This is a genomic window from Tolypothrix sp. PCC 7601 (assembly GCF_025677855.1).
GTDB classification, from domain to species: domain Bacteria; phylum Cyanobacteriota; class Cyanobacteriia; order Cyanobacteriales; family Nostocaceae; genus Aulosira; species Aulosira diplosiphon.
Genome location: NZ_CP064879.1, coordinates 1,604,272 through 1,628,487, shown reverse-complemented (window position 1 = coordinate 1,628,487; position 24,216 = coordinate 1,604,272). Strand labels below are relative to the sequence as shown.

Annotated in this window: 21 protein-coding genes and 1 pseudogene; 13 read left to right on the top strand and 9 right to left on the bottom strand. The window is 38.6% G+C overall.

Annotation, left to right across the window (positions count from 1 at the left end):
- Both HG267_RS06750 and HG267_RS06745 read left to right on the top strand, forming a co-directional pair.
- Nucleotides 1-372 (top strand): hypothetical protein, encoded by a 372-nt coding sequence (locus HG267_RS06750; protein WP_096622342.1) that lies wholly within the window; start codon nt 1-3, stop codon nt 370-372.
- Between the two features lie 129 nt (nt 373-501).
- Entirely contained in the window at nt 502-1,218 is a 717-nt protein-coding gene (locus HG267_RS06745; protein ID WP_228045535.1) for a phosphorylase, read from the top strand.
- 741 nt (nt 1,219-1,959) lie between these two features.
- Here the strand turns inward: HG267_RS06745 and HG267_RS06740 are convergent.
- Complete coding sequence (locus tag HG267_RS06740; RefSeq protein WP_339374046.1) at nt 1,960-2,385, bottom strand: hypothetical protein; 426 nt, start codon at nt 2,383-2,385, stop codon at nt 1,960-1,962.
- A gap of 942 nt (nt 2,386-3,327) precedes the next feature.
- Here HG267_RS06740 and HG267_RS06735 point away from each other — a divergent pair.
- Nucleotides 3,328-4,626, top strand: coding sequence for a tetratricopeptide repeat protein (locus HG267_RS06735; RefSeq protein ID WP_235623077.1), 1,299 nt, complete (start codon nt 3,328-3,330; stop codon nt 4,624-4,626).
- 120 nt (nt 4,627-4,746) lie between these two features.
- Nucleotides 4,747-6,546 (top strand): gamma-glutamyltransferase, encoded by a 1,800-nt coding sequence (gene ggt / locus HG267_RS06730; RefSeq protein WP_194007835.1) that lies wholly within the window; start codon nt 4,747-4,749, stop codon nt 6,544-6,546.
- A gap of 44 nt (nt 6,547-6,590) precedes the next feature.
- On the opposite strand, the gene HG267_RS06725 is transcribed toward ggt, so the two are convergent.
- Complete coding sequence (locus tag HG267_RS06725) at nt 6,591-6,851, bottom strand: hypothetical protein (RefSeq protein ID WP_045871792.1); 261 nt, start codon at nt 6,849-6,851, stop codon at nt 6,591-6,593.
- A gap of 486 nt (nt 6,852-7,337) precedes the next feature.
- Entirely contained in the window at nt 7,338-7,931 is a 594-nt protein-coding gene (locus tag HG267_RS06720) for a DUF1802 family protein (protein WP_194007834.1), read from the bottom strand.
- Between the two features lie 81 nt (nt 7,932-8,012).
- Here HG267_RS06720 and HG267_RS06715 point away from each other — a divergent pair, with 81 nt between their 5' ends.
- The 3 genes from HG267_RS06715 to HG267_RS06705 all read left to right on the top strand — a co-directional run bounded on the left by HG267_RS06715 (nt 8,013) and on the right by HG267_RS06705 (nt 12,717).
- Nucleotides 8,013-8,972: an aldo/keto reductase gene (locus HG267_RS06715; RefSeq protein WP_045871724.1), complete on the top strand. Its 960-nt coding sequence runs from the start codon at nt 8,013-8,015 to the stop codon at nt 8,970-8,972.
- Nucleotides 8,973-9,725: 753 nt separating this feature from the next.
- Nucleotides 9,726-10,445: a hypothetical protein gene (locus HG267_RS06710; RefSeq protein ID WP_045871722.1), complete on the top strand. Its 720-nt coding sequence runs from the start codon at nt 9,726-9,728 to the stop codon at nt 10,443-10,445.
- Nucleotides 10,446-11,103: 658 nt separating this feature from the next.
- Nucleotides 11,104-12,717: an NAD(P)H-quinone oxidoreductase subunit 4 gene (locus HG267_RS06705; RefSeq protein WP_045871721.1), complete on the top strand. Its 1,614-nt coding sequence runs from the start codon at nt 11,104-11,106 to the stop codon at nt 12,715-12,717.
- Between the two features lie 213 nt (nt 12,718-12,930).
- Here HG267_RS06705 and HG267_RS06700 read toward each other — a convergent pair whose 3' ends face one another.
- Entirely contained in the window at nt 12,931-13,620 is a 690-nt protein-coding gene (locus HG267_RS06700; RefSeq protein ID WP_045871720.1) for a hypothetical protein, read from the bottom strand.
- Between the two features lie 15 nt (nt 13,621-13,635).
- Complete coding sequence (locus tag HG267_RS06695) at nt 13,636-14,286, bottom strand: hypothetical protein (RefSeq protein ID WP_045871719.1); 651 nt, start codon at nt 14,284-14,286, stop codon at nt 13,636-13,638.
- An 86-nt stretch (nt 14,287-14,372) separates the two neighbouring features.
- On the opposite strand from HG267_RS06695, the pseudogene HG267_RS06690 reads away from it, so the two are divergent.
- Nucleotides 14,373-14,831 (top strand): annotated as a pseudogene (locus HG267_RS06690) (NAD(P)H-quinone oxidoreductase subunit 4); the annotation flags it as partial.
- A gap of 279 nt (nt 14,832-15,110) precedes the next feature.
- On the opposite strand, the gene HG267_RS06685 reads toward HG267_RS06690, so the two are convergent.
- A complete protein-coding gene (locus HG267_RS06685) occupies nt 15,111-16,481 on the bottom strand; it encodes a cytochrome P450 (RefSeq protein ID WP_045871717.1) in 1,371 nt (456 codons plus the stop codon).
- A 212-nt stretch (nt 16,482-16,693) separates the two neighbouring features.
- Here HG267_RS06685 and HG267_RS06680 point away from each other — a divergent pair, with 212 nt between their 5' ends.
- The gene (locus tag HG267_RS06680; protein WP_045871716.1) at nt 16,694-17,971 is read left to right on the top strand and encodes a tyrosine-type recombinase/integrase; all 1,278 of its coding nucleotides are present in this window, start codon (nt 16,694-16,696) and stop codon (nt 17,969-17,971) included.
- 103 nt (nt 17,972-18,074) lie between these two features.
- On the opposite strand, the gene HG267_RS06675 is transcribed toward HG267_RS06680, so the two are convergent.
- Nucleotides 18,075-18,467 carry a hypothetical protein gene (locus HG267_RS06675; protein WP_045871791.1) on the bottom strand — a complete coding sequence of 131 codons (393 nt, stop codon included), beginning with the start codon at nt 18,465-18,467 and terminating at the stop codon, nt 18,075-18,077.
- A 128-nt stretch (nt 18,468-18,595) separates the two neighbouring features.
- Here HG267_RS06675 and HG267_RS06670 point away from each other — a divergent pair, with 128 nt between their 5' ends.
- The 3 genes from HG267_RS06670 (at nt 18,596) to HG267_RS06660 (ending at nt 19,972) form a co-directional block, all read left to right on the top strand.
- Nucleotides 18,596-18,790: a hypothetical protein gene (locus HG267_RS06670; RefSeq protein WP_045871715.1), complete on the top strand. Its 195-nt coding sequence runs from the start codon at nt 18,596-18,598 to the stop codon at nt 18,788-18,790.
- Between the two features lie 536 nt (nt 18,791-19,326).
- Nucleotides 19,327-19,815 carry a DNA-binding protein gene (locus HG267_RS06665; protein ID WP_045871714.1) on the top strand — a complete coding sequence of 163 codons (489 nt, stop codon included), beginning with the start codon at nt 19,327-19,329 and terminating at the stop codon, nt 19,813-19,815.
- 16 nt (nt 19,816-19,831) lie between these two features.
- A complete protein-coding gene (locus HG267_RS06660; RefSeq protein WP_155539393.1) occupies nt 19,832-19,972 on the top strand; it encodes a hypothetical protein in 141 nt (46 codons plus the stop codon).
- Nucleotides 19,973-20,158: 186 nt separating this feature from the next.
- Here the strand turns inward: HG267_RS06660 and HG267_RS06655 are convergent, their stop codons facing one another.
- Entirely contained in the window at nt 20,159-20,581 is a 423-nt protein-coding gene (locus HG267_RS06655) for a hypothetical protein (RefSeq protein ID WP_045871713.1), read from the bottom strand.
- 575 nt (nt 20,582-21,156) lie between these two features.
- Between HG267_RS06655 and HG267_RS06650 the strand changes: the two genes are divergently transcribed.
- The gene (locus tag HG267_RS06650) at nt 21,157-23,370 is read left to right on the top strand and encodes a transketolase (RefSeq protein ID WP_045871712.1); all 2,214 of its coding nucleotides are present in this window, start codon (nt 21,157-21,159) and stop codon (nt 23,368-23,370) included.
- Nucleotides 23,371-23,445: 75 nt separating this feature from the next.
- Here HG267_RS06650 and HG267_RS06645 read toward each other — a convergent pair whose 3' ends face one another.
- Nucleotides 23,446-24,192, bottom strand: a complete 747-nt coding sequence (locus HG267_RS06645) for a type I restriction enzyme HsdR N-terminal domain-containing protein (RefSeq protein ID WP_045871711.1) — start codon at nt 24,190-24,192, stop codon at nt 23,446-23,448.
- Nucleotides 24,193-24,216: the final 24 nt, after the last annotated feature.

Sequence of the window (24,216 nt, the reverse complement as noted above, 5' to 3'; positions counted from 1 at the left end):
GTGCGGGTGACACAATTATTAGTCATGCTACAGTACAACACCCAAAGTTTGCGAATTATATCTACCGTCAGACTGCAATATTGCTTAATTTCAATTACTGCCTTTGGCGATGCCGATCCCAGTGGTACTGGTTTCACCGCTACCGGGGCTAGTACTTTCACCGACGACCTCACCTTAGAAAAGTTTCTGAATGTACGTATCCAAGAAAATCATCTGCGTATGAGTAAGTATGATTCCCGATTGCTCAAGCCAGAATTAATCCCGAAGCTAGCTAGGATGGCGTTACGCACTTTGCAATTCATTCTCCGCAAGCGGGTTGAGGGGATTGGGGACTGGGGACTGGGGATTGGGGACTGGGGATTAGGGAGATGAGGGGGATGAGGAAGCTGGGGAGAAATTTTTATTACCAATTACCAATTACCAATTACCCATTACCAATTACCAATTACCCATTACCAATTACCAATTACCCATTACCAATTACCCATCACCAAAAACCCAATGCCCAATGCCCAATCCCCCATGCCCAATATAATTCTTGTTCCCCAAGGTGCAGAGTTTAAAGCTGTAATAAAAGGCTTTAAAACTAAAACAACTATTAGTAGCACGGCGCTGACGGTTACGCCTATACCTGTGGGGATGAAAGCTTTAACCACATATCTGCATCAATTGCAAGCTAATAGTACAGTTTTCAATTATTCAGAAGTGAGAGTGCTAATTATGGGTGTGTGCGGTAGTTTATCGCCCCGCTACCCTGTAGGCACAATTGTGCTGTATGAGAACTGTACTTATCAAGGAAATGTACAAGAGTGCGATCGCACTTTCACTGCACAATTACACTCAGCACTCAGCACTCAGCACTCAGCACTATCTTTAGTCAAAGGACTAACAAGCGATCGCGTCATTTGTACGGCTAGCGAAAAACGCCATCTCGCAGATACTTCAGGTGCAGATGTTGTAGATATGGAAGGATTTGCCGCGTTAGAGTTTTTCAATCCGTTGGACATTTCTGTAGCTATGTTGCGTGTAGTCAGCGACGACTGTCAACATGATATCCCTAACCTGACATCAGCAATTAGTGCTGATGGTTCGCTAAAACCCTTACCTTTAGCAATTACATTACTCCGACAGCCTATTGCTGCTACTAATTTAATTCGGGGTTCTTTAAAAGCACTAAAAGTGTTAGAACAAATTCCAGCCTTATTATTTTCCGCGTAATATTCCACTTCTGTAGGATGCGTTAGCAGCGACAGATGCGTAGGGGCACGGCATCCACAATCTTTTGGCATATCAAATATCTTACTGGTGCCGTGCCCCTACAAAGAATTTATCTGTCGCAAACATTATTTGAATTGGTATGAGATTTTTCAGAAATCAAATCGGATTATTATATGCTGCTGAATATTCAGAATTGTTGGGTAATTTTTTGCTGATTAATCTAAACTCCAGTCCTATAGGCTGTGTTCAAATTCATTAAAAGCTGATATTACAAAGCTATATATTTTTATTTAGATACAAAGCATAATAAAAGACGGGTATTATCCCGTCCAGATAGCTTGAAAGCGGTAATACACCTTGTACTCTGGAAAAATACACAAATAAGTTTAATAGGTCGTCAGGATTATTAGAGGGCAAACAACAATAAAGTCCATTGCTCCTATTTATGATGTTGCAACCTGGGTCAATCCTCAATGTATTTGACAATAACATGGCTAAAATTGCAAAAGTTGCCAAAATGCCGAATTTTTGGCCATAAAAAAACAGGTCGCCACCTGTCTTTAGAATAATATGTGAAAACATCTTGGTAATATATGCAATATATCTACTTATTCTCGTAGGTAGTTGCCAATGTGCCACATTGGGGATTGAGTAATGAGTAATGAGGAAAAGAAAGAAGTAACTTTTGACTCTTGTACAGACGCGATTAATCGTGTCTCTCCAACTCAGCACCCAGCACTTTCAACTGAACAAGGAATTTTCATAAAAAACTAGATAGCTACCCAGAGAATGTAAACCTAGATATACCGGAATGCAGAGATACATGGGATCGGAACCTGGAAGATACATCCCCGCCGCATCATAGTTCCACATCCGGTAGGTTTTACTTTGTTGCTGTTCATCTTTAGCAGCGCGCAAATTCAGCGTCGAAGCCCGTTCCCCTAAGACATAAATGCGTTCTTCTGTTCGCAGTTGGGCTTGATGAATCCACTCTTCACTTTTGCATTGGGGCGGTAGTTCGGCACGGATAATTTGCCCGAAGCGATCGCAAAATTTTAGGCTACCATCTATTTCAGCAATTACTTTGAGCGCATGGCTGGAAACAGAGTAGTTAGTCTCTGTTTGTTCCAAGTTGGTTGCTACTTCTGGCCATTCATGACGTTGAATTCCGTAAGGTATTGGGGATATTCCCGGTTATCAGTTAGCTCAAGCTGAATTGTAGAATTTTGCTTTCACAGGCGATCGCAATTTATAACCAACAGCAACTCTTGATTTTGAAACCTGAAAAATTCATCATCCTTTTAGCCTATGCAACTCTTCAATGATTTGCTAATTTCCAGCAAAAAGTTAATTAATCCTGGGTGGTATTTATATTTGATATTTAATTAAAAAAAGCAACCCTAAGATTCTGCATCTCTCTGAGGGTTGGAAGAAAAAACTCCAGATTAAAGTTGAAAATTGCAAAATATGTCGTCATATGCCTCAGCGTCGCTATACCATAGCGTCTTTTACGGTAGATAAGCCATTTAAAAATTAGCTTAAGCAAATATGACAGATATTATGCACTAATTTACTTGTTTAAGGCTTATTTTCCGGCTTAATTAACCTTTTAGCTTAAATTAGCTATAAAATAGCTCAGTATATAGTAAAAAATTGTAGCTATCACAAAAGCATCTATTTCCCAGAGACTCAGTAGATAAATTTGATAATTGCTATTTTATTACTACAATAATAAAAGTCTCAGTTTGTGCTTTTTTGCTATCTTATGGAACTTCTAAAGAATTTGTATGTCATAAGTAATGTGTGATTTAAAACTGGTATTTTACTGAGTAAATGCCAATATTTTAAGTATAAATACGATGGTTAAGTAATATTTTTCGTCCGAATATATACTTTAAATAGCATCTGCTATTAAAAGCTTTACTAAGAAAATTTAAAGTTTATATGAAAAATAGAAAATCTTTACCAAATCTATTTATCAAATGCTACCAGTAACATGTTACGTATTACTGTAATCACCTTTGGCTGGATATTTATACAGTCAAATTTTACCTAAGTTAAAAACTATACTTTCTACTCAATATGTTGGGAGAAGATGAACAACATCTCATGCACCTCCTGCGTAAGCGGCTTGCTTATTACTTGGAGAGGCTTTCAATTAGTCGCCGCAGTCACGCTTTACAGGAAGAACTAACTTGCTTGAGCCAGCTAGCAGCTATTTACGAAAAACTATTTAACTTTGCACAAGCTTTAGAGTATCATAAGCTGCTGCTTGCCTTATCTCAGAGGATGGGTACTAAAGAGTGGCAAGAAATAGCTTTATACAATATAGGTAATTGTTATTTTCAACTGCGACAAGACCATGATGCGATTAAGTATTTTACAAAATTAGTCAAAATTACCTGTGAGACTGAGAACAGAGTCTTACACATCGCCGGAATATCAGCTTTAGGAACTAGTTACCAAAATTTGGGACAGTTTGAAATAGCAATTGAGCATTTCAAAAATCAGTTAGCTATTAGTTACGAAATAAATCAACGCATTTGCCAGAAAAGTGCTTTGGATTCTCTAGCCAATGTTTATCAGTGTCTAGGTAATTACCAAGAATCCCTAAGATATAAACAGAAAGTTTTGATAATTGCTCAAGAAATGGAGGATATCAAAGCTATAGGCGATGCCCTAGGAAATATTGCTGGTATTTATCTCCAATTACAAGAGTGGCATCAAGCAATTAGTTATTGTAATAAATCACTCTTGCTGGCGAAAGCTATTGATAATCAAAGCCTAGTGATGATTAGTTTTAACATTCTAGGACAGGCATATAAAGGTCTGCATCATTATCATCAAGCAATAGATTGTTTGACAACTTCTCTAAATATTTCTGATGAACTAGGCGAGTCCAGAGTCCGCAGTGTAATTTTGCACGGATTAAATGATTTGTCCAAAAAAATGAATTTATCTGAGCCAGTAAGAGAATACAATATTGAATCTTTAAGTATTCATCGGCAACCTATAGAAGCAATTGGTGTTACACATCATCATTTAGTGAAACAGGATTGTGCTTCAGCACCTTATCAGCAATCTGTAAATCTTTTGCAAGATATAGGAAATCAGCAAAATCAGCAACAGCTATTATTTAATCTTGGTTATATATATTATTCATCAGCGCGATTCTCTCAAGCAATGGGATTTTTACAGTCTGCTTTTATCCTCGCTCAAGCCCAGAAAAATCATCGAGAAGTAGCTAAACTATCTCTGATTTTAGGGAATAATCTCCAGAGGCTACATCATTCTGAAGAAGCTATTTATTATTACCGTTATGCATATAAAATTTATCAGATTTTAGGAGATAAATATCAAATCCAAAAGATGTTAAAGTTTATGGATAAATTAGGATTGAAGTTATAACTATAGACGATGCGTTACGCCGCAGGCTAACGCATCCTACAAATATTACGAAAAATACTTTTCAATATAGATATTTTATGAGAGATTGCAAAGCATCACATTAAACTAAATGGTATAAAAGTGCGTAATCCTAAATTGCAGCGCGTTGCATTTACCATCTTTTCTCTGAGCGTTCTGCTTCCTAGCCAAGTTGTATCAGCTGCTTTTACTATACCCCTACGCAGTAAACAAGGGATGGTGGTATCAGCGCATCCCTTAGCCAGCGATGCAGGGATTTCGATGTTACGCAAAGGTGGGAATGCAGTTGATGCAGCAGTCGCCACAACCTTTGCAATTTCTGTGGTTGAGCCTTTTTCTGCAGGAATTGGTGGGGGTGGATTTTTGCTGATGCATTCCGAAAAAACTGGCGAAATGAAAGCGCTGGATTTTCGGGAACGCGCACCCATCAAGGCTACAAGAAATCTTTACTTAGATGCACAAGGTAAGGTACGTCCGAATGCAAGTATCAATGGTTATTTAGCAGTAGCGACACCAGGAACGGTGGCAGGAATGTATGAAGTGCATCGCCGTTATGGTAAGCTGCCTTGGCGAGAGGTAATAAAACCTGCGATCGCACTCGCCAAAGATGGCTTTATCCTGAATCCTTTGGTAACTTACCGTTCTTTACCAGCCTACGAAAATCGCAAGCCAGTAATTCTCAGCAACCCAGCAGCGCGAGAAATTTTTACGCGCAATGGTGAATATTATCAGCCAGGGGAAAGGTTAGTGCAGCGTGACTTAGCCAAAACTCTAGAAGCGATCGCTCAAAATCCCCAAAGTTTTTATACAGGTAATATTGCCCAAGCGATCGCTGCAGATATGGCTAAAAATGGTGGTTTAATTACTTTGGCAGACTTAAAAGCCTACAAACCGATTTGGCGGACTCCCATTTGTGGCAATTTTCATCAAGCTAAAATCTGCTCAATGCCACCACCTTCTTCGGGAGGAGTTCACCTATTGCAAATTTTAAACATTATTGGGGACAGCAATTTAAAATCTTGGGGCTGGCATCACCCCGATGCTTTACATCTCATGGTAGAGGCAATGAAAATAGCTTACGCAGATCGTTCCCAATATTTAGGCGATCCTGATTTTGTGAAAGTCCCTGTACAGCAACTTATTAGCACCGCCTATGCTAAAAAACGCCGTCAAGAAATTAACATGGAAGTTGCTAAACCTGCGACAGAGGTAAAACCAGTAGACCAAAAAACATTACAACAGTTTAGTCAGGCTTTACCATTAGGTTTAACGCAACGAAGTAATCCAAAATTTTCGGAATCGCCAGAAACTAGTCATTTAACAGTTGTAGATGCACAGCACAATGCCGTTAGTTTGACATTTACAATTAACCTTGGTTTTGGCGCAGGTGTAGTGACACCTGGAACAGGAATTGTGCTGAACAATGAGATGGATGATTTTGCTGCTGCACCTGGTGTACCTAATGCTTTTGGCTTGGTTGGTAACGAAGCGAACGCGTTAGCGCAGCTTGCCAACGGCATCGCACCTCGCAAAACGCCGTTATCTAGCATGACACCTACAATTGTCACTGAAAATGGTCATTTACGAATGGCTGTAGGTGCGCCTGGTGGTAGTACGATCATCACTCAAGTATTACAAGTTATCCTTAACGTGTTGGAATATGGCATGGATGCTGGTGCAGCAGTTTCTGCTCCACGCATACATCACCAGTGGCTTCCCGATGAGTTGCGAGTAGAACCTTGGGGTTTGGATGCTCTGACTTTACAAGAGTTGCGCCGACGTGGACATAACATCAAGCAAACAACTCCTTGGGGTAATGCTAATGCGATTGTAGTAACCGCAGATCGCAATTTAGAGGGAGCAGCCGATCCTCGCGGTGAAGGTGCCGCTATCGGTTATTGAATGTTCATAAATTTAAGTCCACAGTCTTCAGGATGAACTGTGGACTATTGATTTTGGATTATTGAATCGGAATAATTATTGACAAACTCGTTGGCACGAGCGCTTGGTACAAGTGTCCAGCCAGCCTTCAGCAATTTTTGATAAGTTGCCCAACCTTTAGAACCACCTGGTATTTTATAATCAGGAACAGCATATTCCCTACAAGCGTTGTATGGCCGCCAAGGCTGATTAGGTGAAGCTTGCAAATGCAAAATTTTCTCCCCATCAGCACCTAAACTAGATAACCAGCACATTTGTCCTTGCATGGTAAACTCCTTTGCTTTAAGCATATATTGCATATTTGCAGATTTTTGTCAATACCCACATCACCCTTTGGGATAATTTTTCTGCTTAATTGCGATAGCTGTAAATTTCCTATTGGTTGAGAACAGATAATTACCCACAAGCCGTTAACCCAACGGACTTTTTCCGCAGGCCCATAGTAACAGAGTCAACCAAGTCTTCTACTCTTCCTTGATATAGGGTGAAGTTTTTTTAATAGTACTTGCGGTTTTTGCTAGTGTATGTAGCAAGAGCTACTATTTGAAGTCACAAGTGATGGTTCACATATTTGTTTTTCTAGTCACACAAGTCGGAATTATTTATATTTGCTAATGTTAAAGCTGTGCAACCTTAGAGTTACGAGATAACTTTACTTGGCTGTATCCTTACCACATCTGCGATTCAGCCGAGAGGAACAGCGAATTTAGCAGCTAGGATACTTGCCAGAAGTGGAATTAAAAATCAGGGTATTACAAAGATGGGGCATATAATTTATCGCCCACAATAGTACGAATTTCCCCGACTAACTGCTGATAGCTAGACTCAGACAAAACTGGTTCTGCTGCGGAGATATCAATTGGTTGTGCTAAATCAATCCAAGACTTACAACCACCATATTGAGAAAGATAAGGAATTTCCTGTATTTTCGCGAGTTTATAAGTCCGCAGTAGGAGAATATACAAAGGTTGACGGGCTTTCCATTTTAAGCGATCGCTAATAAAATGCTCATTCCAAATATGGAAGGGAAGCAACTTGTTAACAGTTGACTCGTCCCTTACAGGTAAAATATCGGTAATTTCCGCCCAACTACCGATGCGAACCGTTTCCGGATGCCAGCCAGATGTAACTGGGCAAACAAGATTAGCATACTCAGATTTAAGCAGAAAAGTTTGTTGATGCTCAAATGTAGGGTAGAGTAAAACCTGATGATGAGCAACTTGAAAAAGTCCATTTTGTTCATGGATACCGCCTTTGCGAAGCAACATAATCGTGTTGCCATTTTCTAAGGCATCAATAGCAACTGCCCATTCTTTGAGTGCATGAAAAGTTGTGGTCAAGTTCATGGATATCTACTTTAACTCTGATTTAATTTCACGCTAATACCGTTACAGTTTGAAACTGTCCAGGGATATGAATTAGGAACTATGGAAAAGCGAACTCTCGGAACATCAGATGTCAAAATCACACCTATCTTAATGGGGACTTGGCAAGCTGGTAAAAGAATGTGGGTGGGTATTGAAGATGATGACTCTATTAAAACAATTCGAGTTGCATTTGAGGCTGGAATTACCACAATTGATACGGCTGAGGTCTATGGTGATGGACACTCTGAACGCATTGTAGCTGAAGCTTTATCCGATGTGCGATCGCAAGTTGAGTACGCCACAAAAGTTTTTGCGAACCATCTTAAGTATGACCAAGTAATCGCCGCTTGCGAACGGTCTTTAAAAAATTTAAAAACTGACTACATAGACCTATATCAAATTCATTGGCCATCTGGTGCTTTTAATACCGAAATAGTCCCAATTGAAGAGACTATGAAGGCTCTTAATTTCTTGAAAGAGCAAGGAAAAATTCGCGCCATTGGAGTTTCTAATTTTTCTTGCGAGCAATTAGCAGAGGCTGCCCAATATGGCAGCATTGATAGTTTACAACCACCCTATTCTCTATTTTGGCGACCAGTAGAAAAAGAGTTAATGCCCTATTGTGTCGAACATCAAATTTCTATTCTTGCTTATTCACCTTTAGCCCAAGGATTATTAACAGGTAAATTTTCTCCCGGACATCAATTTGACCCAGCCGATAATCGTGCTAAAAATAGGCTATTTCAAGGTGAAAACTTTGAACGCGCCCAACAAGCTTTAGATAAACTACGCCCCATAGCAGAAAGCCATAATGCTACCTTGGCTCAGTTAGCCCTAGCTTGGCTAATCGCTCAACCACAAACAAATGCGATCGCAGGTGCGCGTTATCCCCAACAAGCAAAAGATAACGCCGTGGCTGGAGAAATCAAACTTTCAGATGCAGAAATATCGGAAATCGATACTATTGGGCGCATCGTTACCGATCAACTCGATGAAAGTAAACTCATGTGGGAATGGTAACCCTTCCTAATACAAGGGTAGATGATTGCGATATACAAGGGTAGATGATTGCGATCGCTCCAAGCATGACTGTCTTAGCCATATTCAGCATATAACTCTTCGGAAAGTCCGCTAAATTAGACTGCTTACAGAAGTTGGGAACAAGAGAAGGGGAAAAGTTTGGTATTTTCCCTTTCCCCTTCGCCTTTCACCTTTTCCCTTTGCCCACCTGCTGTTTCTAGTACCTCACTCAGAAAAGATTCGCTACATATCAACCATAGTTGTATACAAACTTCAATCTGTATTGCAGAATTAAACAAAACATCAACTTTAGTTAACAACAGTTTTCTCCTAATGCGAGGAGTGATATCTTGATATTCATAAGACACCAGATAACAAACAACCAAACCCAAAGGGCAAATGACTCGGTGTCTCCTGTCAGCAGCCCAAGCAAGTTTCAGCATATTCATAGTTAAGTGGCGTAAAGTCTTTTAACAAAAGGCAAAGCCAAATCCCAAAGCGGAAAAACGAAAAGTGCTGAAGTTGTTAGTTGTTAAGTCCACCTTAGTTGTTGATTTCTCCACCTACTTATTAAAGTTAACGATTTGAAAACAGTGAATTCGAGCGAACCTGGTCACCAATGACCAGGTTTTTGAGTTTTATATCTAAATTAATCCGGCATATAAGCGCTTTTGAATGGTAATTTTCGTTAACTTAGGTAAAATTTCTCGCTAGGAATACAATAGACAAAAAATATCTAGCTGGGAGATTTGAATGAGTATTAATAGGTGTTGGCAGAAAATTACTACAGCAATATTTATAACTTTACTCGCTGCATCATGTGTGCCAACTTCTAATAGAAGAATAGAGCAGACACAAGCCAATACGACTCAAGAAAAAAAGGCACAACAAAATATTACCTATGGCGATTTAATTATAAAAGAGCAATCAGATTATCTGATGATTCCTGTAACTCTCCCCGGAGAATATTTAGAAAAAGACAGCGATTATAGTATTTCGCGTTCTTCAGGTAGAGAAAACCAATTGTATAATTTTATTTTTTATCATAAACAAGATGGAGAAAGCCATCTGTTATTAAATAAAAAAGCGCTGATTAATAGCTACGAGTTTTTGGAAACCAAAATACCAGGTAAAACACCTACGCGATTTTGGTTATATAGAATTGTCGAGCAAGATACCAACGCTGATAAAAAACTCAACAGTACAGATGCGATCGCAGGTTATCTATCTGATTTATCAGGCAAAAATTTGCTGCAAATCACCCCGAATAATACTCAAATTTTGAATTGGGTAATTGTCCCCAGCCAAAATGCTTTATTTATTAAAGTTATTAAAGACTCTGATAAGGATAAAAAATTTACAGCAAATGATCAAACCAATTTTATGAGAGTCAATCTTGACAAACCAGCTATGGGCACGGAGATTATTAGCGATGCCATAGAGCAAGAAATAAAATCGCAGATTTTGAAGTAAGCTCAACAATACCTATTAGGGTTCATATTTGATTGCTGAAATGCGTGTAGGGTGGAATACGACTTAACTTAAGCAAAGTTGCGTTTCAGATCCCCGACTTTTCCAAAAAGTCGGGGATCTAAATCTCGCGAAAGTCAGCCAAATTTACCTTTAAGGCGTATTAATTCCTATATCTATATATAAACTGGAAAATTATCTCCTCTATTCCCCTAGTTCTTCTGCTTTCTTCTTCTACACTTCATCACTCACGTTGAATTCTGAATCAAAAACCTTGGAGGGAAGAATCAGCTAGCTTCATAATGAAGCGAGTACACACTCCTTAGTAATTAATACTTATTTATTTCCTGTATTCTGCTTCGTTACAAGATATCTCACCTTGGACATAATCACGAATCTAACCAAAAAGGTGGCACAGCCGCCTTTTTTATGGAATTTTCACATTCCCTATAAATATTTAAATCAAATAAATAGAAAGATTCACCCCACATTGACGTTGCAAAACTTTACAATTAGAATGGTGGACGGCAAAACGAATGAGTATTTATCTCTACCAAAATCTAAAGATTTGCTAGTATAGGGATAAATTACGTTTACAAAAGTACAAATTGGTTCATATACTGCAATTAAAAGCAAAAACGCAAAACGATTGTCATAAGTGATGAGTCCTATTCAAGTTCCTTGGCTAACCGCCATAATTCTCTTGCCCCTGATGGCATCAATAGCCATCCCCTTTATCCCCGATAAAGAAGGTAAAACAGTCCGCTGGTATGGTTTAGGAGTAGCGCTAGCAGACTTTGCACTAATGATTTATGCCTTTTGGCATAACTATGACTTTCAAAATTCAAGTTTCCAACTAGTAGAAAAATATTCTTGGGTACCACAGTTAGGTTTGAATTGGTCTGTAGCAGTTGATGGCTTGTCAATGCCTTTAGTGTTACTTACCGGTTTAATTAATACCCTAGCGATTTTCGCGGCTTGGAAAGTAACCAACAAGCCGCGTTTATTTTATGGATTAATGCTGGTGATGTACAGCGCCCAGCTGGGTGTGTTTGTCGCTCAAGATTTACTATTGTTCTTCTTAATGTGGGAAATCGAGTTGGTACCTGTGTACCTGCTGATTTCTATTTGGGGTGGACAAAACCGCCGCTATGCTGCAACTAAGTTTATTCTCTACACTGCTGCTGCATCAATATTTATATTAGTAGCTGGTTTTGCAATGGCATTCTCTGGAGATACCGTCAGCTTTGATATGGCGACTCTGGGAATGAAGAATTATTCTCAAGCTTTGGAATTATTAGTTTACGCAGGTTTTTTAATTGCCTTTGGTGTCAAACTACCAATTTTCCCTCTACATACTTGGCTACCTGATGCACATGGTGAAGCATCTGCACCTGGTTCCATGATTTTGGCTGGTGTGCTGCTGAAGATGGGTGGTTATGCATTAATTCGCTTCAACATTGAAATGCTACCTAATGCCCATGTTATTTTTGCACCAGTGTTAGCAATCTTAGGTGTAGTAAATATTGTTTACGGTGCTTGTTGCGCCTTTGCTCAAACTAACCTCAAACGTCGATTGGCTTACTCTTCAATTGCTCATATGGGGTTTGTGTTAATTGGGATTGCTTCCTATACAGAAATTGGGATCAGCGGCGCTGTTCTCCAGATGATTTCTCACGGTTTAATTGCTGCTAGCTTGTTCTTCTTGTCTGGTGTGACTTACGAACGTACCCACACCTTGATGATGGACAAAATGGGCGGTATGGGTAAAGTAATGCCCCGCACCTTCGCTTTATTTACAGCCGGTTCAATGGCTTCTCTAGCTTTACCTGGAATGAGTGGCTTTGTCGGTGAATTGATGGTGTTCTTGGGTATTGCTAGCAGCGATGTTTACAGTTCTAGCTTTAAAGTTGTAGTTGTACTACTGTCAGCAGTAGGCGTAATTTTAACTCCGATTTACTTACTGTCGATGTTGCGTCAAGTGTTCTACGGTAAGCAAACCGAAGAGTTACATTTAGATAACTTCATCCCTGATGTTAAACCCCGCGAACTGTTTATCACCGCTTGTCTTTTAGTTCCCATCATCGGCATTGGTTTGTATCCCAAATTAATCACTCAAACTTATGATGTGAAGACAGTAGAAGTAGCTGCTCATGCACGCCAAGTTCTACCAGTTGTGGCTCATCAACAACCATCTAATCTCTACTCACGTCTGTTTAAAGCTCCAACATTAGCTGCTTCTCAAGTAGAAAGTTTGGTTAATATTACTGAGTAATTATATTTTTCTCTAAGGGTGCTGCAAGTAAATTCTAAATATGAGGGGATTAGAGGGGTGGTTGCGAAACTGCCCCTCTAATGTTTATTAGCCTACTATTAGCTAGAAAATGAAGGTTAGGGATTAGGGGCTTGAGAAAAAAAGATTCTCATGTTTAGTTGTAGGTTTTTATTATGAAGAGCTAATTTGTAATAGCGCTAAAAAATTAATTTACTATGTGTACCGCACTTGAATATCTGGTATTTTAATACGACCGCCAAAATTAACTGTAACTTTAATAATTCCATAACCCCCTGGACGTGGATTAATAGAATCGTATCTCACAAGTACTCCATTATCTGATGCTGTATTTGCGTAAGTTGTCAAGCTAGTTTCCTCAGACCAGTTATGCCAATTGTCATATTCTTTGTATCTTGGTAGAACCACTGACTGAACTTCGCTTGGGGTCATTTTCTCGTGTTCTCGAAGATAACGAGCAGTAACAGCCATACCAATACTTACTGGCCCTGCAAACGCCGAACTTCTACCTCCATCTTTTTTAGGAAAACAAAAACCGACATTGTAGCCTAATTTTTCTTGTTGTTGTGCCGCAAAAATGTAATTGTACTCAGATTCATTCACTGTTGCAACTACAACATTAGTAAAACTTCTTGATAAGAACTTACGCTGTGCCAGTTGTGCATCTAGTCTTTCATCATACCATTTTTGAGTATGTCCTCCCCAAACATTGCGAACATAACCAAAAGCTCCTCGCATCAAAAAGCTAAAAGCTGTATCCATGAGTGCAGATCTTAAAAGAATACCTAAAAAAGCATCTGCTTTTTGAGAATTTATTAATCCTAAATTCACCAAAAAACATGAACCACCAAGTGCAGTATACCTGATTATTTCTCTACGCTTCATATCTATAATCTACAGTTATTCCAAAACATCTTCAAAGATATATAATCCAGGGCATTTAGCATTTTTATGTGTAACGCCAAAACACTCTACTTCAAAAGCAATAGTCCGTTTATTTTTGATGTTAAGAGGTACTCTCCATATCTCACCTTTTCTCACAACTTGTTGAACCACAAGTTGATTATCTAGAAATATTGATAAATTTACGTATGAATTTCTTACAGCTTCCCAATTAAAATTTTTATTTTGAAAGCCAAATGATAAAGTCAAAGTGCTAAATTTAGAAGGTTTATCTAATGGTGACAATCTACAAGTAACAGGTGATGTATTATTGGGTGCAAACCCTCTCTTTTCACCAAAATATATAGCTCCCAAATATGCAACTGCTCTCAACAAATCTCTTCCTACAGCAACATCATAGTTAATGGCAGTATATTTTGGATCATTACCCGAATCTGTTTGTTCTACTTGCAGACATCTTTTCTCCCCTAAAGATGCAAAATTTGAATTTCTACGTTGTTGTGAATATGTTTTATCTGCAAAAGAAGCGATTAATATTGTTGCAAGTAGACATGAAATAAGCTGCCGATTATTGGTTTTTTTTAATAAAGTTTTAATGCTGTTAAGCTTAAATTTTTTTGCTGTACCATTTTGCCAATAAGATATCATATTTTAACAGTGATTGTCAGTTTATTTGCAATGCATAAATTCTATTTTGTAAAAAAATAAAATATGAGTCATCAGTATTTTCTCGTAATATCACTTTGCCTGGAATGAGTAGCTTTGTTGGCGAATTGATGGTGTTCTTGGGTATTGCTAGCAGCGATGTTTACAGTTCTAGCTTTAAGGTTGTAGTTGTACTCCTGTCAGCTGTAGGGGTAATTTTAACTCCGATTTACTTACTGTCAATGTTGCGTCAAGTGTTCTACGGTAAGCAAACCGAAGAGTTACATTTAGATAACTTCATTCCTGATGTTAAACCCCGCGAACTGTTTATCACCGCTTGTCTTTTAGTTCCCATCATCGGAATTGGTTTGTATCCCAAGTTAATCACTCAAACTTATGATGTGAAGACAGTAGAAGTAGCTGCTCATGCACGCCAAGTTCTACCAGTTGTAGCTCATCAACAACCATCTAATCTCTACTCACGTCTGTTTAAAGCTCCAACATTAGCTGCTTCTCAAGTAGAAAGTTTGGTTAATATTACTGAGTAATTATATTTTTCTCTAAGGGTGCTGCAAGTAAATTCTAAATATGAGGGGATTAGAGGGGTGGTTACGAAACTGCCCCTATAATTTTGACTGAAAATAAAGCGATCGCATTTAAGTTGTGCTCAATCCTAGCTAGGGTTGAAAATGCGATCGCCTATATTAAAGTAGATTGGGTAAAGGGAAAAGGGCAAAGGGGAAGGGTTTAAAGCCTTTACCCTTTTCCCCTTAACCTTTCCCCACCTGTTAACAAGACTTTGGCAGAAACTGGTATAGTTTCATCCTTTAAATGCTACTTGACTCTAAAGCGCGAGATGGTAGCTGATGTTGTTTTTTCGCCACCATTTGAATGCTGCGATTTGGCCCTGTAACCAAACCACGACGTTTCGGACGTACTTCACCATTATCTATTAGGGCTAATTCCCAACTTGAGAGGATTTTTGCTAAAACTATTTTCATTTCAAATTGGGCAAATGCCATACCTATACAGCGTCTTGCACCACCACCAAAAGGCAAAAATTCGTAAGGTGAAAATTGACGTTCTAAAAAGCGTTCTGGTTTAAATTGCTGATGTTGTGGATATAAATCTTCGCGTTGATGGGTGAGATAAATGGAACCAAGTACGACTGTACCGGGTTCTAGGTTATGACCGCACAAAGATACTGGTGTTTTTACTACCCGTGGGAAGGTTAGCATCCCCACTGGATAAATCCGCAAGGCTTCAGAGCAAACAGCGCTGAGATATGGTGATTTAAAAACGCTACTGGGGTCTGGATTCTCACCCAAACTATCGAGTTCTTGTAGTAGTTTTTGCTGAACAGAAGGTGATTTATGAATCCAGTACAATGCCCAGGTAAGGGCTGTAGCTGTGGTTTCATGTCCGGCTGTCAACAGAGTCATTAATTCATCGCGCAATTCCTCATCAGTCATGGCTTCACCCGCTTCATCTCGCGCCGCCATGAGTAAGCTGAGGATATCTGTACGCGAAGAATCGGGATTTTCGCGCCGTTCCTGAATTTCTTCGTTGAGGAGTTGATGAACGCGCTGTTTGCGGCGCAGAAATCTTCCCCAAGAACTGCGGGGGCCAAAATCTAGACGCAGAGCCGGAAAATAAAGTTCAACTACCCTTAAGGGAGAACTTTCATTGAGCATAGTAGCTAAAATTTCTTCTAACTCTTCGGCGCGAGGCCCTGCGTATAATCCAAATACAGCTTGCATAATCACCCGCATGGTAATTTTTTGCATCGCTGACCTGACACAGAAGGGTTGATCTATCTGCCATTGGCTAATTACTTCTTGTGTGACATCGTTAATTACCTGGCCGTAGGTTCGCATTCTATCACCGTGAAACGGCGGCATTAATAACTGGCGTTGACGGCGATGTACTTCTCCACTAACTGTAATGACAGAATTTTTGCCTAGCATTGGTTCAAATACTGTGTTCCAATCGCTAGGGGCTGCAAATTCCTTAGTATCGCTAGTCAAAATTTGCTGTAGCGCTTGGGGATTGCTGACAAACACCACAGGCGGATTTAACTGCATAGTGAAAATATCGCCATAGCGTTTAGCACAGGCTTCCATAAACGCCATTGGCTGGAAAATCCACTGAAGCATTTGGACAAACGCTGGAGATTGCGGGCCGTTTGGTAGTTTCATAGGCTTGGTTTTGTGGTTTATTTCTGTTTTGCCAATTCAGAACCCAGAAAAAAATTAAATTTTTCTGAATGACTCATAGAAGCTGCTTATCTTTGGGTTGCGAAAGTGCAATAAACTGTTACAACTTGGAAGTTGTGATAAAAATACGAAAAACCTGGTATTTTAGAGTTATTCAATAACTAGATTTACTAAAATTACTAGAGGTTTACTAGATGTACTCTAAACAACGTAACAGCAAGGCTTCCAACCAATTAGCTGATGTGAAGATAGGAATTGACAAGGGAAGTCTCAGATTGCAATTCTCAAGCCGTATCAGTCAGAAGTTCTATACAAAGAGACAAGCCTATAAAGGACTAGGTAGAAGTGACACACCAGAAAACAGACAATGGGCTGAGGGAATAGCACGACGGATACAGGAAGATATTGACTACCAAAATGGCACTAACTTTGACCCATCCCTAATTAAGTACCTGGATATCAAGCCGATGTTGGCTACAGTTACTCAGCTACCAACCGCAAAACCATTACCTAAGCTTGGGGAACTATGGGAAGAGTTTATGGAATGGAAGCTAAGTATAGGGAAAATAGAGAGAACTACTTACGAAAAAATTTACACAGTTGGATACACAAACTTACTCAAACCCTATCTAGATAGACCCCTAGACAATGAAACTGCTGATGAAATAATCAAAGATTTTTTAGCTAGACAGAAAAATAGAGACAACATCAAAAAAACGCTCAGTCTATTAAGTGAAATATGTCAACGCGCTATAAATCAGAAACTACTCACTGAAGATTATTTTGCTGAGATAAAACAACATTACAAAGTATCTAAAAAGTCAAAACAGTTAGTTGAGGCTAAAGATTATAAAGCATACACAGTAGAAGAGAGAGATTTAATCATTGATTACATCAGGAATCACAATCGAAAAACAATTAATCAAATAGCTGATTTAGTTGAGTTCCTATTCCTTACAGGTTGTAGACAAGGTGAAGCGTTTGCTTTGAAGTGGCAACATATCAAGTTTGATACTGGTTGGATAATTTTTGGAACATCGTATGATTCTGCAACAAAAATAACTAAAGGTACTAAAACTGACGGCGTTAGAATTTTTAAAATGAAGGGAATGAATAGATTAATTAGTCTACTTAAAAGACTATATGGTGATGGTAAAAATCCTGATGATTTAGTGTTTAAGACTAAAAATGGTAAGCGTATAAATCGAGGGACATTACAAAGTGGCTGGCAATATCAGACAAGTACTGTAAGAGGTAAAAAACATACATATCCCGGTGCTGTCACAGAATTAGCCAATGAAGACAAATTGCAATACCTCAAACCATACTCAACAAGACATACATTTATTAGCATTCAAGCTAATAATGGGGCTGATTTAAAACTCTTAGCTGATAGTTGTGGTAACTCAGTTGATGTCATTATCGAGCATTACTTAGACGCTAATCGTAATACTACGTTGAAAGACATTTAAATATACTTAGCTAACATAAATCAAAAGAGAGTATAAATACTCTCTTTTTTTGTGTGCTAGAGCGCATAGAAAAACTTGTTACACAAATTTGTGTAACGATTTTCTATACATCCTCTACCTCGCCAGTTAACAACTTATAAGCCTTCTCAAGCAAAATATGCACAGTACCAAGTCTCAACAATTCCTCTTGGTCTTGTCCGTCCTGTCCTTCCATTCTCCTATCATCTTCAAGTGAGAAGTTAACTAATCCTTTCTGCTCATTAGTAGGCGTGTTCATCTGTTCAATGATTTTCCCTAGCGTTTGAATACCAGCTTGGCTAGGTGAACGCAATCCTCTACCCTGCCTAAATTGAGTGATAGCTATTTGACCAAATGTGATTAGGTAGGTAATTTTGTCTTTACGAAGTGTTGATCTGGGTTTCTCCAACTGGTAGCGTCGGCATAAGTTGGTTAACTTCCTATCGCTCAAACTTTCTAATTCTTCCCTTGTAAACATAAAATGGTACTGTCCATTTTCAATGGTGGATTTGGTAGGTAACAAGTTTTCCAGACGCATTACCTACCAATAAAAGACTCTATTCTTTTGCGCGCATACCGTTCAAGCTATATTTACTTTTCTCAACAATGCCTAATCCCAAAGGGAACCCTGAAAATTTAGAACCAATACAACCAAAGGGCGAGGAAGCATTAACAGCTAATTTGAGTTTTAGGGTTACTGAGTCAATGAAGGAAGCGGTTAAGGCACAAGATGATCCGGCTCAGTTCTGTAGGGATGCAATACAAGAGAAACTGGACAGAACTAAGCAGTCAGATAGTTAGCTAGACTTGCATAGACCTTTCCGGCGTAACGGTTTAACCTTTCCGGTCTTAGACGGCAATAGATTAACTTTTAGCTATTGGGTATCGACCAAAAAATAATGGTGATTTTTACTATAATCCAGCTAGCAAAGTGTATTAACTGTGTGTAATACAGTACAGTACAGTTGAATTTTTAAATATGAACCTTAAAAGCTCAAATAAGCTCATAATAAGCATTTAGTCAGAAATAAACACAATAAAGATAGGATTTTTTCTAAATTGCATGGAATGGCGTTGATTTATACCAGAATACTCATTATCATGGAAATGGAATGCACCTTACAGAATTACTCAAGGGAGCCTGACATAAAGGCTCCTTGTTTACTTATGGGGATATAACGCAATAGGGCTAAGGGTAAGGCTTAACTGACAGATAGCTAAAGTCACAGCTAAGAACTGTATCAACTGTACTAAATACAGTACAGTACACTAGACGGTATAGTATATCTGTACTATAGTGTACTAAATACAGTACAGTACAGTTGGAGAATTGATAAATGACTGCCGCAATAGCCACAAGAGAGAAAGTTTTTGTTGCTGCTGACAAATTATTTGCTGAGGGTCAACCAGTTACTCAAGCAAGAGTATGCAAGGTATTAGGGGGAGGTTCATATCAGACTATTGCCAAGTATCTGAGAGAGTGGAAAGAGTTAGAAGATAATGATGCTCCAATCAAAGATTATCCAATACCTGACTTAGTTAGAAAACAGTTCGATAGGATGAGACAAGACCAATGGAATGCATTTCTTAGATTTTATGAACCGATAATCGAGAACGAAATAATTACTGAACTGGAAAAAGAAAATGAATCTTTGAGAGCGCAATTAGAAGTAGCAAAGCAAGATAAGATTCGATTAGAAGAGTCAGAAAAAATTAGAAAAGAACAGAGTGAACGATATGAAAGAGCGATGCAACAACAGAGAAATGATGCAATAGAAATAGAACAATTGACATCGCAGCTTAAAGAACTTACCTCTTCGTTTTAATTTAGGAGCAATATAAATGAGTGCTAAAAAACTTTCACCTGAACAGATTGAGCGATTAAAGGATATTGAGAAACAGTTGAATGACTTGAAACGTAGAAGTGATGAAAGATTAGCTTTGCTAGAAAACCTTTCAGTTAATAAGTTATACTGCAATTAATCCAACTGTAAGTTATTAATAAAACCCTATCTTAGATTTTTAGGTAGGGTTATTATTTGTTGATTTAATTGTCTTTATATCACTAGTTAGTTATATATAAATCCCTAGATTTTAGCTGTATATGTGTTACTAAAATTTGTGTAACAAAATTGTGTAACAAATTTATATATAAGCTATTAACCTACTTTAAACTAACTTTTCACCTGTCACTTTCATAGCTTGTTTTAAGTCAGCTACCAGTTGAGCAACATACTTATAACGTTCTGAAGGTTGACCACTGGCTGATTTAGCTTTTGACTCGTCAACTTTTGATTGCCAGCTATCAAGGATATGGTTAATCATTTCTAATTCACTGACTATCTCTTCAGCATTGTCACCAAAAGTAATAGGAACTCTACAATTTTTAGTCTTGACTCCATCACCCCATTTACTAGTTCTACCAGCACCATTACGCTTACCGCCATGAGTATGCTTAACCTTTACCACTTCATAACCTGGGTTAGCTTCTAAGGCATGGCTATGAGCATCTTCTAGGGTATCCTGCTCTAGCTGTACAAGCTTCATGTCACCACTGGTAGAGTGCTTTAACTCCACTAGGTATTTAGTCATTGATTCAACGTTGTAATGTACCTTTCAATTACCTTAACTTGATTCTGTTACAGAATCAAGACGTTTGTTGTGACTGTCCAGAGTGACTGTTTACTAGTGGTTAGAGCATATAGAAAAACTTGTGTAACAAATCTGTGTAACAAGTTTCTGCATACGCTGTATATGGCTTTTCAATGGTTAATTAAGCTATGGCTCTACATTAGGTAGCTAGAGAATAGGGGCATAGCTGGTAAAATAGCTCTAATGCTTATCTAGTAATGGTTTTATATTTGTTGCAGTAGCTTGTTACACAAAATTTACTACAAGCTCTAGTCATGGATGCGAGTAAGCATTCTATTAGGCAATGAAGTTGTTAATGTCAGTTAATTTAGAAAGTTACTAGACATAAAAACCAGCCAGAAATTCAGTACATCAGTACCAAAATAGGTTAATTACTAGAAAGTTAGTAGAAAATAGCCTATAGTAAGCTGAAAGTATTGATATGGCGTTACAAAATTGCAACCTGGAAGTTGTAAAATTTTTGTTAATTTGGACGAGCATCTCCAGTTTCTCCTCATCCTTTTAAGGTATTCAGCATGACAGCAACCACGCCTAAAGCATCTTCAGCGCTTCCTAATTTTTGCGAAGGAATTCAATATTTTGGCGAAGCGTTACCAGGTTTTGAAACCTATGGTGCAAACCCTGCTATAGAATCAGGCAAAGTAGCGATCGCAGATCCGAATGATCCAGTAGCCGTATATCAAACTTTACTGGCTGCCGATGCTCTACGTTACCTGACGCTACAAATCACAGGTAGTAAAGCTTCTGGGCACCCTGGTGGATTTGCTAGCCAAGCGGAAGCTTACGCGGCTCTGGTCATGTTAGGGTACAAAAACATTATTACGGAAGTCGGTCACCACGCCCCTGGATTTTATAGTGCCATGTTCCTCGATCGCTCTTTAGAGGATATGGGTATTTTAACTGTCCAACAATTGCGCGATCGCTTCCGCGAAAAGCATGGACTGTTAGGGCATCTTTCTGGTTACATACCCGGTATTCTCGCACCTGCGGGGCCTTTAGGACAAGGGCAACACTTCGCCATGTCCGCCGCACTGTTACATAAAGATAAATTATTCCCCTTCACCGTTGGGGATGGTGGGTTAGGTGAACCTTATATCATGAGTTCAATGGCTCACTTTAACACTGCTTATCCCAGCGTCACCAACTTCTTACCTGTGCTGGTGTGGAACGGTTACAGCCAGGAACATCACAGTATGGTTTCTCTGAAAACTAACGAACAGATGACAGCATATTGGCAAGGTAACGGTTTTGAGGAAGTCGTGTTAGTCGATGCCAAAGAATTTGACGACAAAAACCAAACTGGCGATTATGTTGATAGTACCGCCTTTTCCTTTGAGCAACGGTTAGCCTTTACCAAAGCTGTACTTTTGGGAGTCGATAAAGCTGCACGTTCTGCTTTGAATGGTAAGCTGACAGTCTTCATCATTAAACAACTCAAAGGTGCGGGAGTTCACGCTAGAGGGTCAAAATCTCACAACCTCTATCCCAAAGATACGTTAGATGCTCCCCATATTGTCAGCGCTTTAAAAGAACGGGCATTATCTGCTGATGCTTGGCAAATTGTGCGGACAAACGCCGAACGCGCTGGTGGTGGCCCGGCTGCGAAAACAGTGGTAACAGAATTTGAATTACCATTAGCAGATTTAGGCGAATTACCTTTAGAAGAATATGCAGTAGGTGGGGAACCAAAAGTTTCGACAACTGCAATGGGAAGATTAGTCGGAATTGTCGGGAAAAAAGATCCCAATTTCTTAGTAACTAATGCCGATGGTAATGAAGCATCAGGAATTGCCAATATTAACCAAGCATTAAAGATTATTCACCCCACAACCGACGACTTATATAATCAAGCACCCAACGGACAAGTTTACGAACCATTGAGTGAAGATGCTTGTGCTGGTTTAGCTACTGGGTTGTCATTAATGGGTGCCAGAACATTGTGGTGTTCTTATGAATCTTTTGCCATCAATGGATTACCAATTTGGCAAACTGTCACTCAAGCAATGGCAGAATTGCGCCGTCAAACTCCCTCAACAATTACATTATTTACTGCTGGTGCATTAGAGCAAGGACGTAATGGTTGGACACACCAACGTCCCGAAATTGAAGCTTATTTTGCTTCCTTAATGCGAACTGGCAATGTGTTCCCATTATTCCCCCCCGATGCTAACAGTATTCAAGCTTGTTATGACTGGGCATTGCAAACTAAAAACAAGGGAATTGTGATTACTGCAAGTAAATCACCTTTGCCAATTCGCACCACTTTAGAACAAACTCGTCAAGGTTTACGCGACGGTGCAGTAGTATTGCATGAAGTTCCAGGTGATCAGCAAGTTGTGTTTGCTGTCATTGGTGATATGACATTAATGCCAGTATTTGAAGCAGCAGCATTTTTAGAAACTGAAGGTATTGGTGCGAAGATAGTTTCTATTATTAATCCTCGCCGTTTGTATCGTCCTGATGATACTGCATGGGATACTTGTTCCGAAGCCGATGGCGGTTTCTTAGATGATGCCAAATTTGCCGAATTATTTGATGGCGATGCATTAATTGGTGTTACTGGTGGCGCGCCGGCGATGCTGGAACCAATTATGTTGCGGAGTAATTCTAAGCGCGATACTTTTGCATGGAAGCGTGGGGAAACTACCGCGAGTGCTGGTGAGTTGATGGCGTTTAATGGATTGACTGCGGAGGCGTTGACGAAGCGGGCAATTGAGTTAGTACATTAGGATTGAGATTGGAATAATTAACCGCAGATGCACGCAGATGAACGCAGATAAATATTGATGTGCATCTGTGGTTTTTTAATAAAGTATAGAAATTAGTTTTTCAAAATCTTGAAAATCAAAACTTTGGTATTTTTTATGATATTGCCCACATATTTTATAATAAATTTTATCTTTTTTTATATAAAATAAATTTCCTTCTATCGCTGAGGAATGGTGTTTCAACTTAAAAATTATTCTATGATTAGTATACTCACCATATTTATGGATTAGATAAAGAAAACTTTCAATATTTCCATTTTGAGCATTTTGAAAAGCGAATAAATTTTCATCATTAGTGCTGTTTACTTGTAAAATTAATTCTTGTATTTCTATCAATTTTTTAAGATAATATATCTCAAATTTATTAAAATTTTTAGTTAAAGTGACAATTTCATGATAGTTATACAAAATTCCAATATTGCAACCTGAATTTGTTAAATAGCGTTCTATCTGAGCAAAATAATTTTGCAATTTAACATCTTCTCGTTTGACCTCCACAATTATTAAAGGATTTTGATGCGGCTTGAAGGTTTCATTTTTTTGTTTTTTATATATTTCTATATCATGATTATTAGTTTCAACTTTAATAGTAATTTTATCTGGCAATAATGTACTTTCTTTAATAAGAAAATGAAGAAATATTTGCCTAACTAACTCTTCTGGCCTGCCATTAAGTGGTATTTCTATACCTCTAATCAAACATTTTGTATATTGTTGGTTATATTTTTTAACATAAATTTCTAGCTTTTCATGAATTTCTCGTTCTAAATATGCATAAGCCATAATTTTTTTCTTAAAATTAACTAT

Excerpts from the sequence above, each read along its gene's own strand:
- HG267_RS06735 (WP_235623077.1), top strand. The coding sequence starts at position 3,328 with ATGCACCTCCTGCGTAAGCGGCTTGCTTATTACTTGGAGAGGCTTTCA.
- HG267_RS06725 (WP_045871792.1), bottom strand. The coding sequence starts at position 6,851 with ATGCAAGGACAAATGTGCTGGTTATCTAGTTTAGGTGCTGATGGGGAG.
- HG267_RS06685 (WP_045871717.1), bottom strand. The coding sequence starts at position 16,481 with ATGAAACTACCAAACGGCCCGCAATCTCCAGCGTTTGTCCAAATGCTT.
- HG267_RS06710 (WP_045871722.1), top strand. The coding sequence starts at position 9,726 with ATGAGTATTAATAGGTGTTGGCAGAAAATTACTACAGCAATATTTATA.
- HG267_RS06720 (WP_194007834.1), bottom strand. The coding sequence starts at position 7,931 with ATGAACTTGACCACAACTTTTCATGCACTCAAAGAATGGGCAGTTGCT.
- HG267_RS06680 (WP_045871716.1), top strand. The coding sequence starts at position 16,694 with ATGTACTCTAAACAACGTAACAGCAAGGCTTCCAACCAATTAGCTGAT.
- HG267_RS06715 (WP_045871724.1), top strand. The coding sequence starts at position 8,013 with ATGGAAAAGCGAACTCTCGGAACATCAGATGTCAAAATCACACCTATC.
- HG267_RS06650 (WP_045871712.1), top strand. The coding sequence starts at position 21,157 with ATGACAGCAACCACGCCTAAAGCATCTTCAGCGCTTCCTAATTTTTGC.
- HG267_RS06655 (WP_045871713.1), bottom strand. The coding sequence starts at position 20,581 with ATGACTAAATACCTAGTGGAGTTAAAGCACTCTACCAGTGGTGACATG.
- HG267_RS06660 (WP_155539393.1), top strand. The coding sequence starts at position 19,832 with ATGAGTGCTAAAAAACTTTCACCTGAACAGATTGAGCGATTAAAGGAT.
- HG267_RS06675 (WP_045871791.1), bottom strand. The coding sequence starts at position 18,467 with ATGTTTACAAGGGAAGAATTAGAAAGTTTGAGCGATAGGAAGTTAACC.
- HG267_RS06745 (WP_228045535.1), top strand. The coding sequence starts at position 502 with ATGCCCAATGCCCAATCCCCCATGCCCAATATAATTCTTGTTCCCCAA.
- HG267_RS06665 (WP_045871714.1), top strand. The coding sequence starts at position 19,327 with ATGACTGCCGCAATAGCCACAAGAGAGAAAGTTTTTGTTGCTGCTGAC.
- HG267_RS06645 (WP_045871711.1), bottom strand. The coding sequence starts at position 24,192 with ATGGCTTATGCATATTTAGAACGAGAAATTCATGAAAAGCTAGAAATT.
- HG267_RS06705 (WP_045871721.1), top strand. The coding sequence starts at position 11,104 with ATGAGTCCTATTCAAGTTCCTTGGCTAACCGCCATAATTCTCTTGCCC.
- HG267_RS06700 (WP_045871720.1), bottom strand. The coding sequence starts at position 13,620 with ATGAAGCGTAGAGAAATAATCAGGTATACTGCACTTGGTGGTTCATGT.
- HG267_RS06670 (WP_045871715.1), top strand. The coding sequence starts at position 18,596 with ATGCCTAATCCCAAAGGGAACCCTGAAAATTTAGAACCAATACAACCA.
- HG267_RS06695 (WP_045871719.1), bottom strand. The coding sequence starts at position 14,286 with ATGATATCTTATTGGCAAAATGGTACAGCAAAAAAATTTAAGCTTAAC.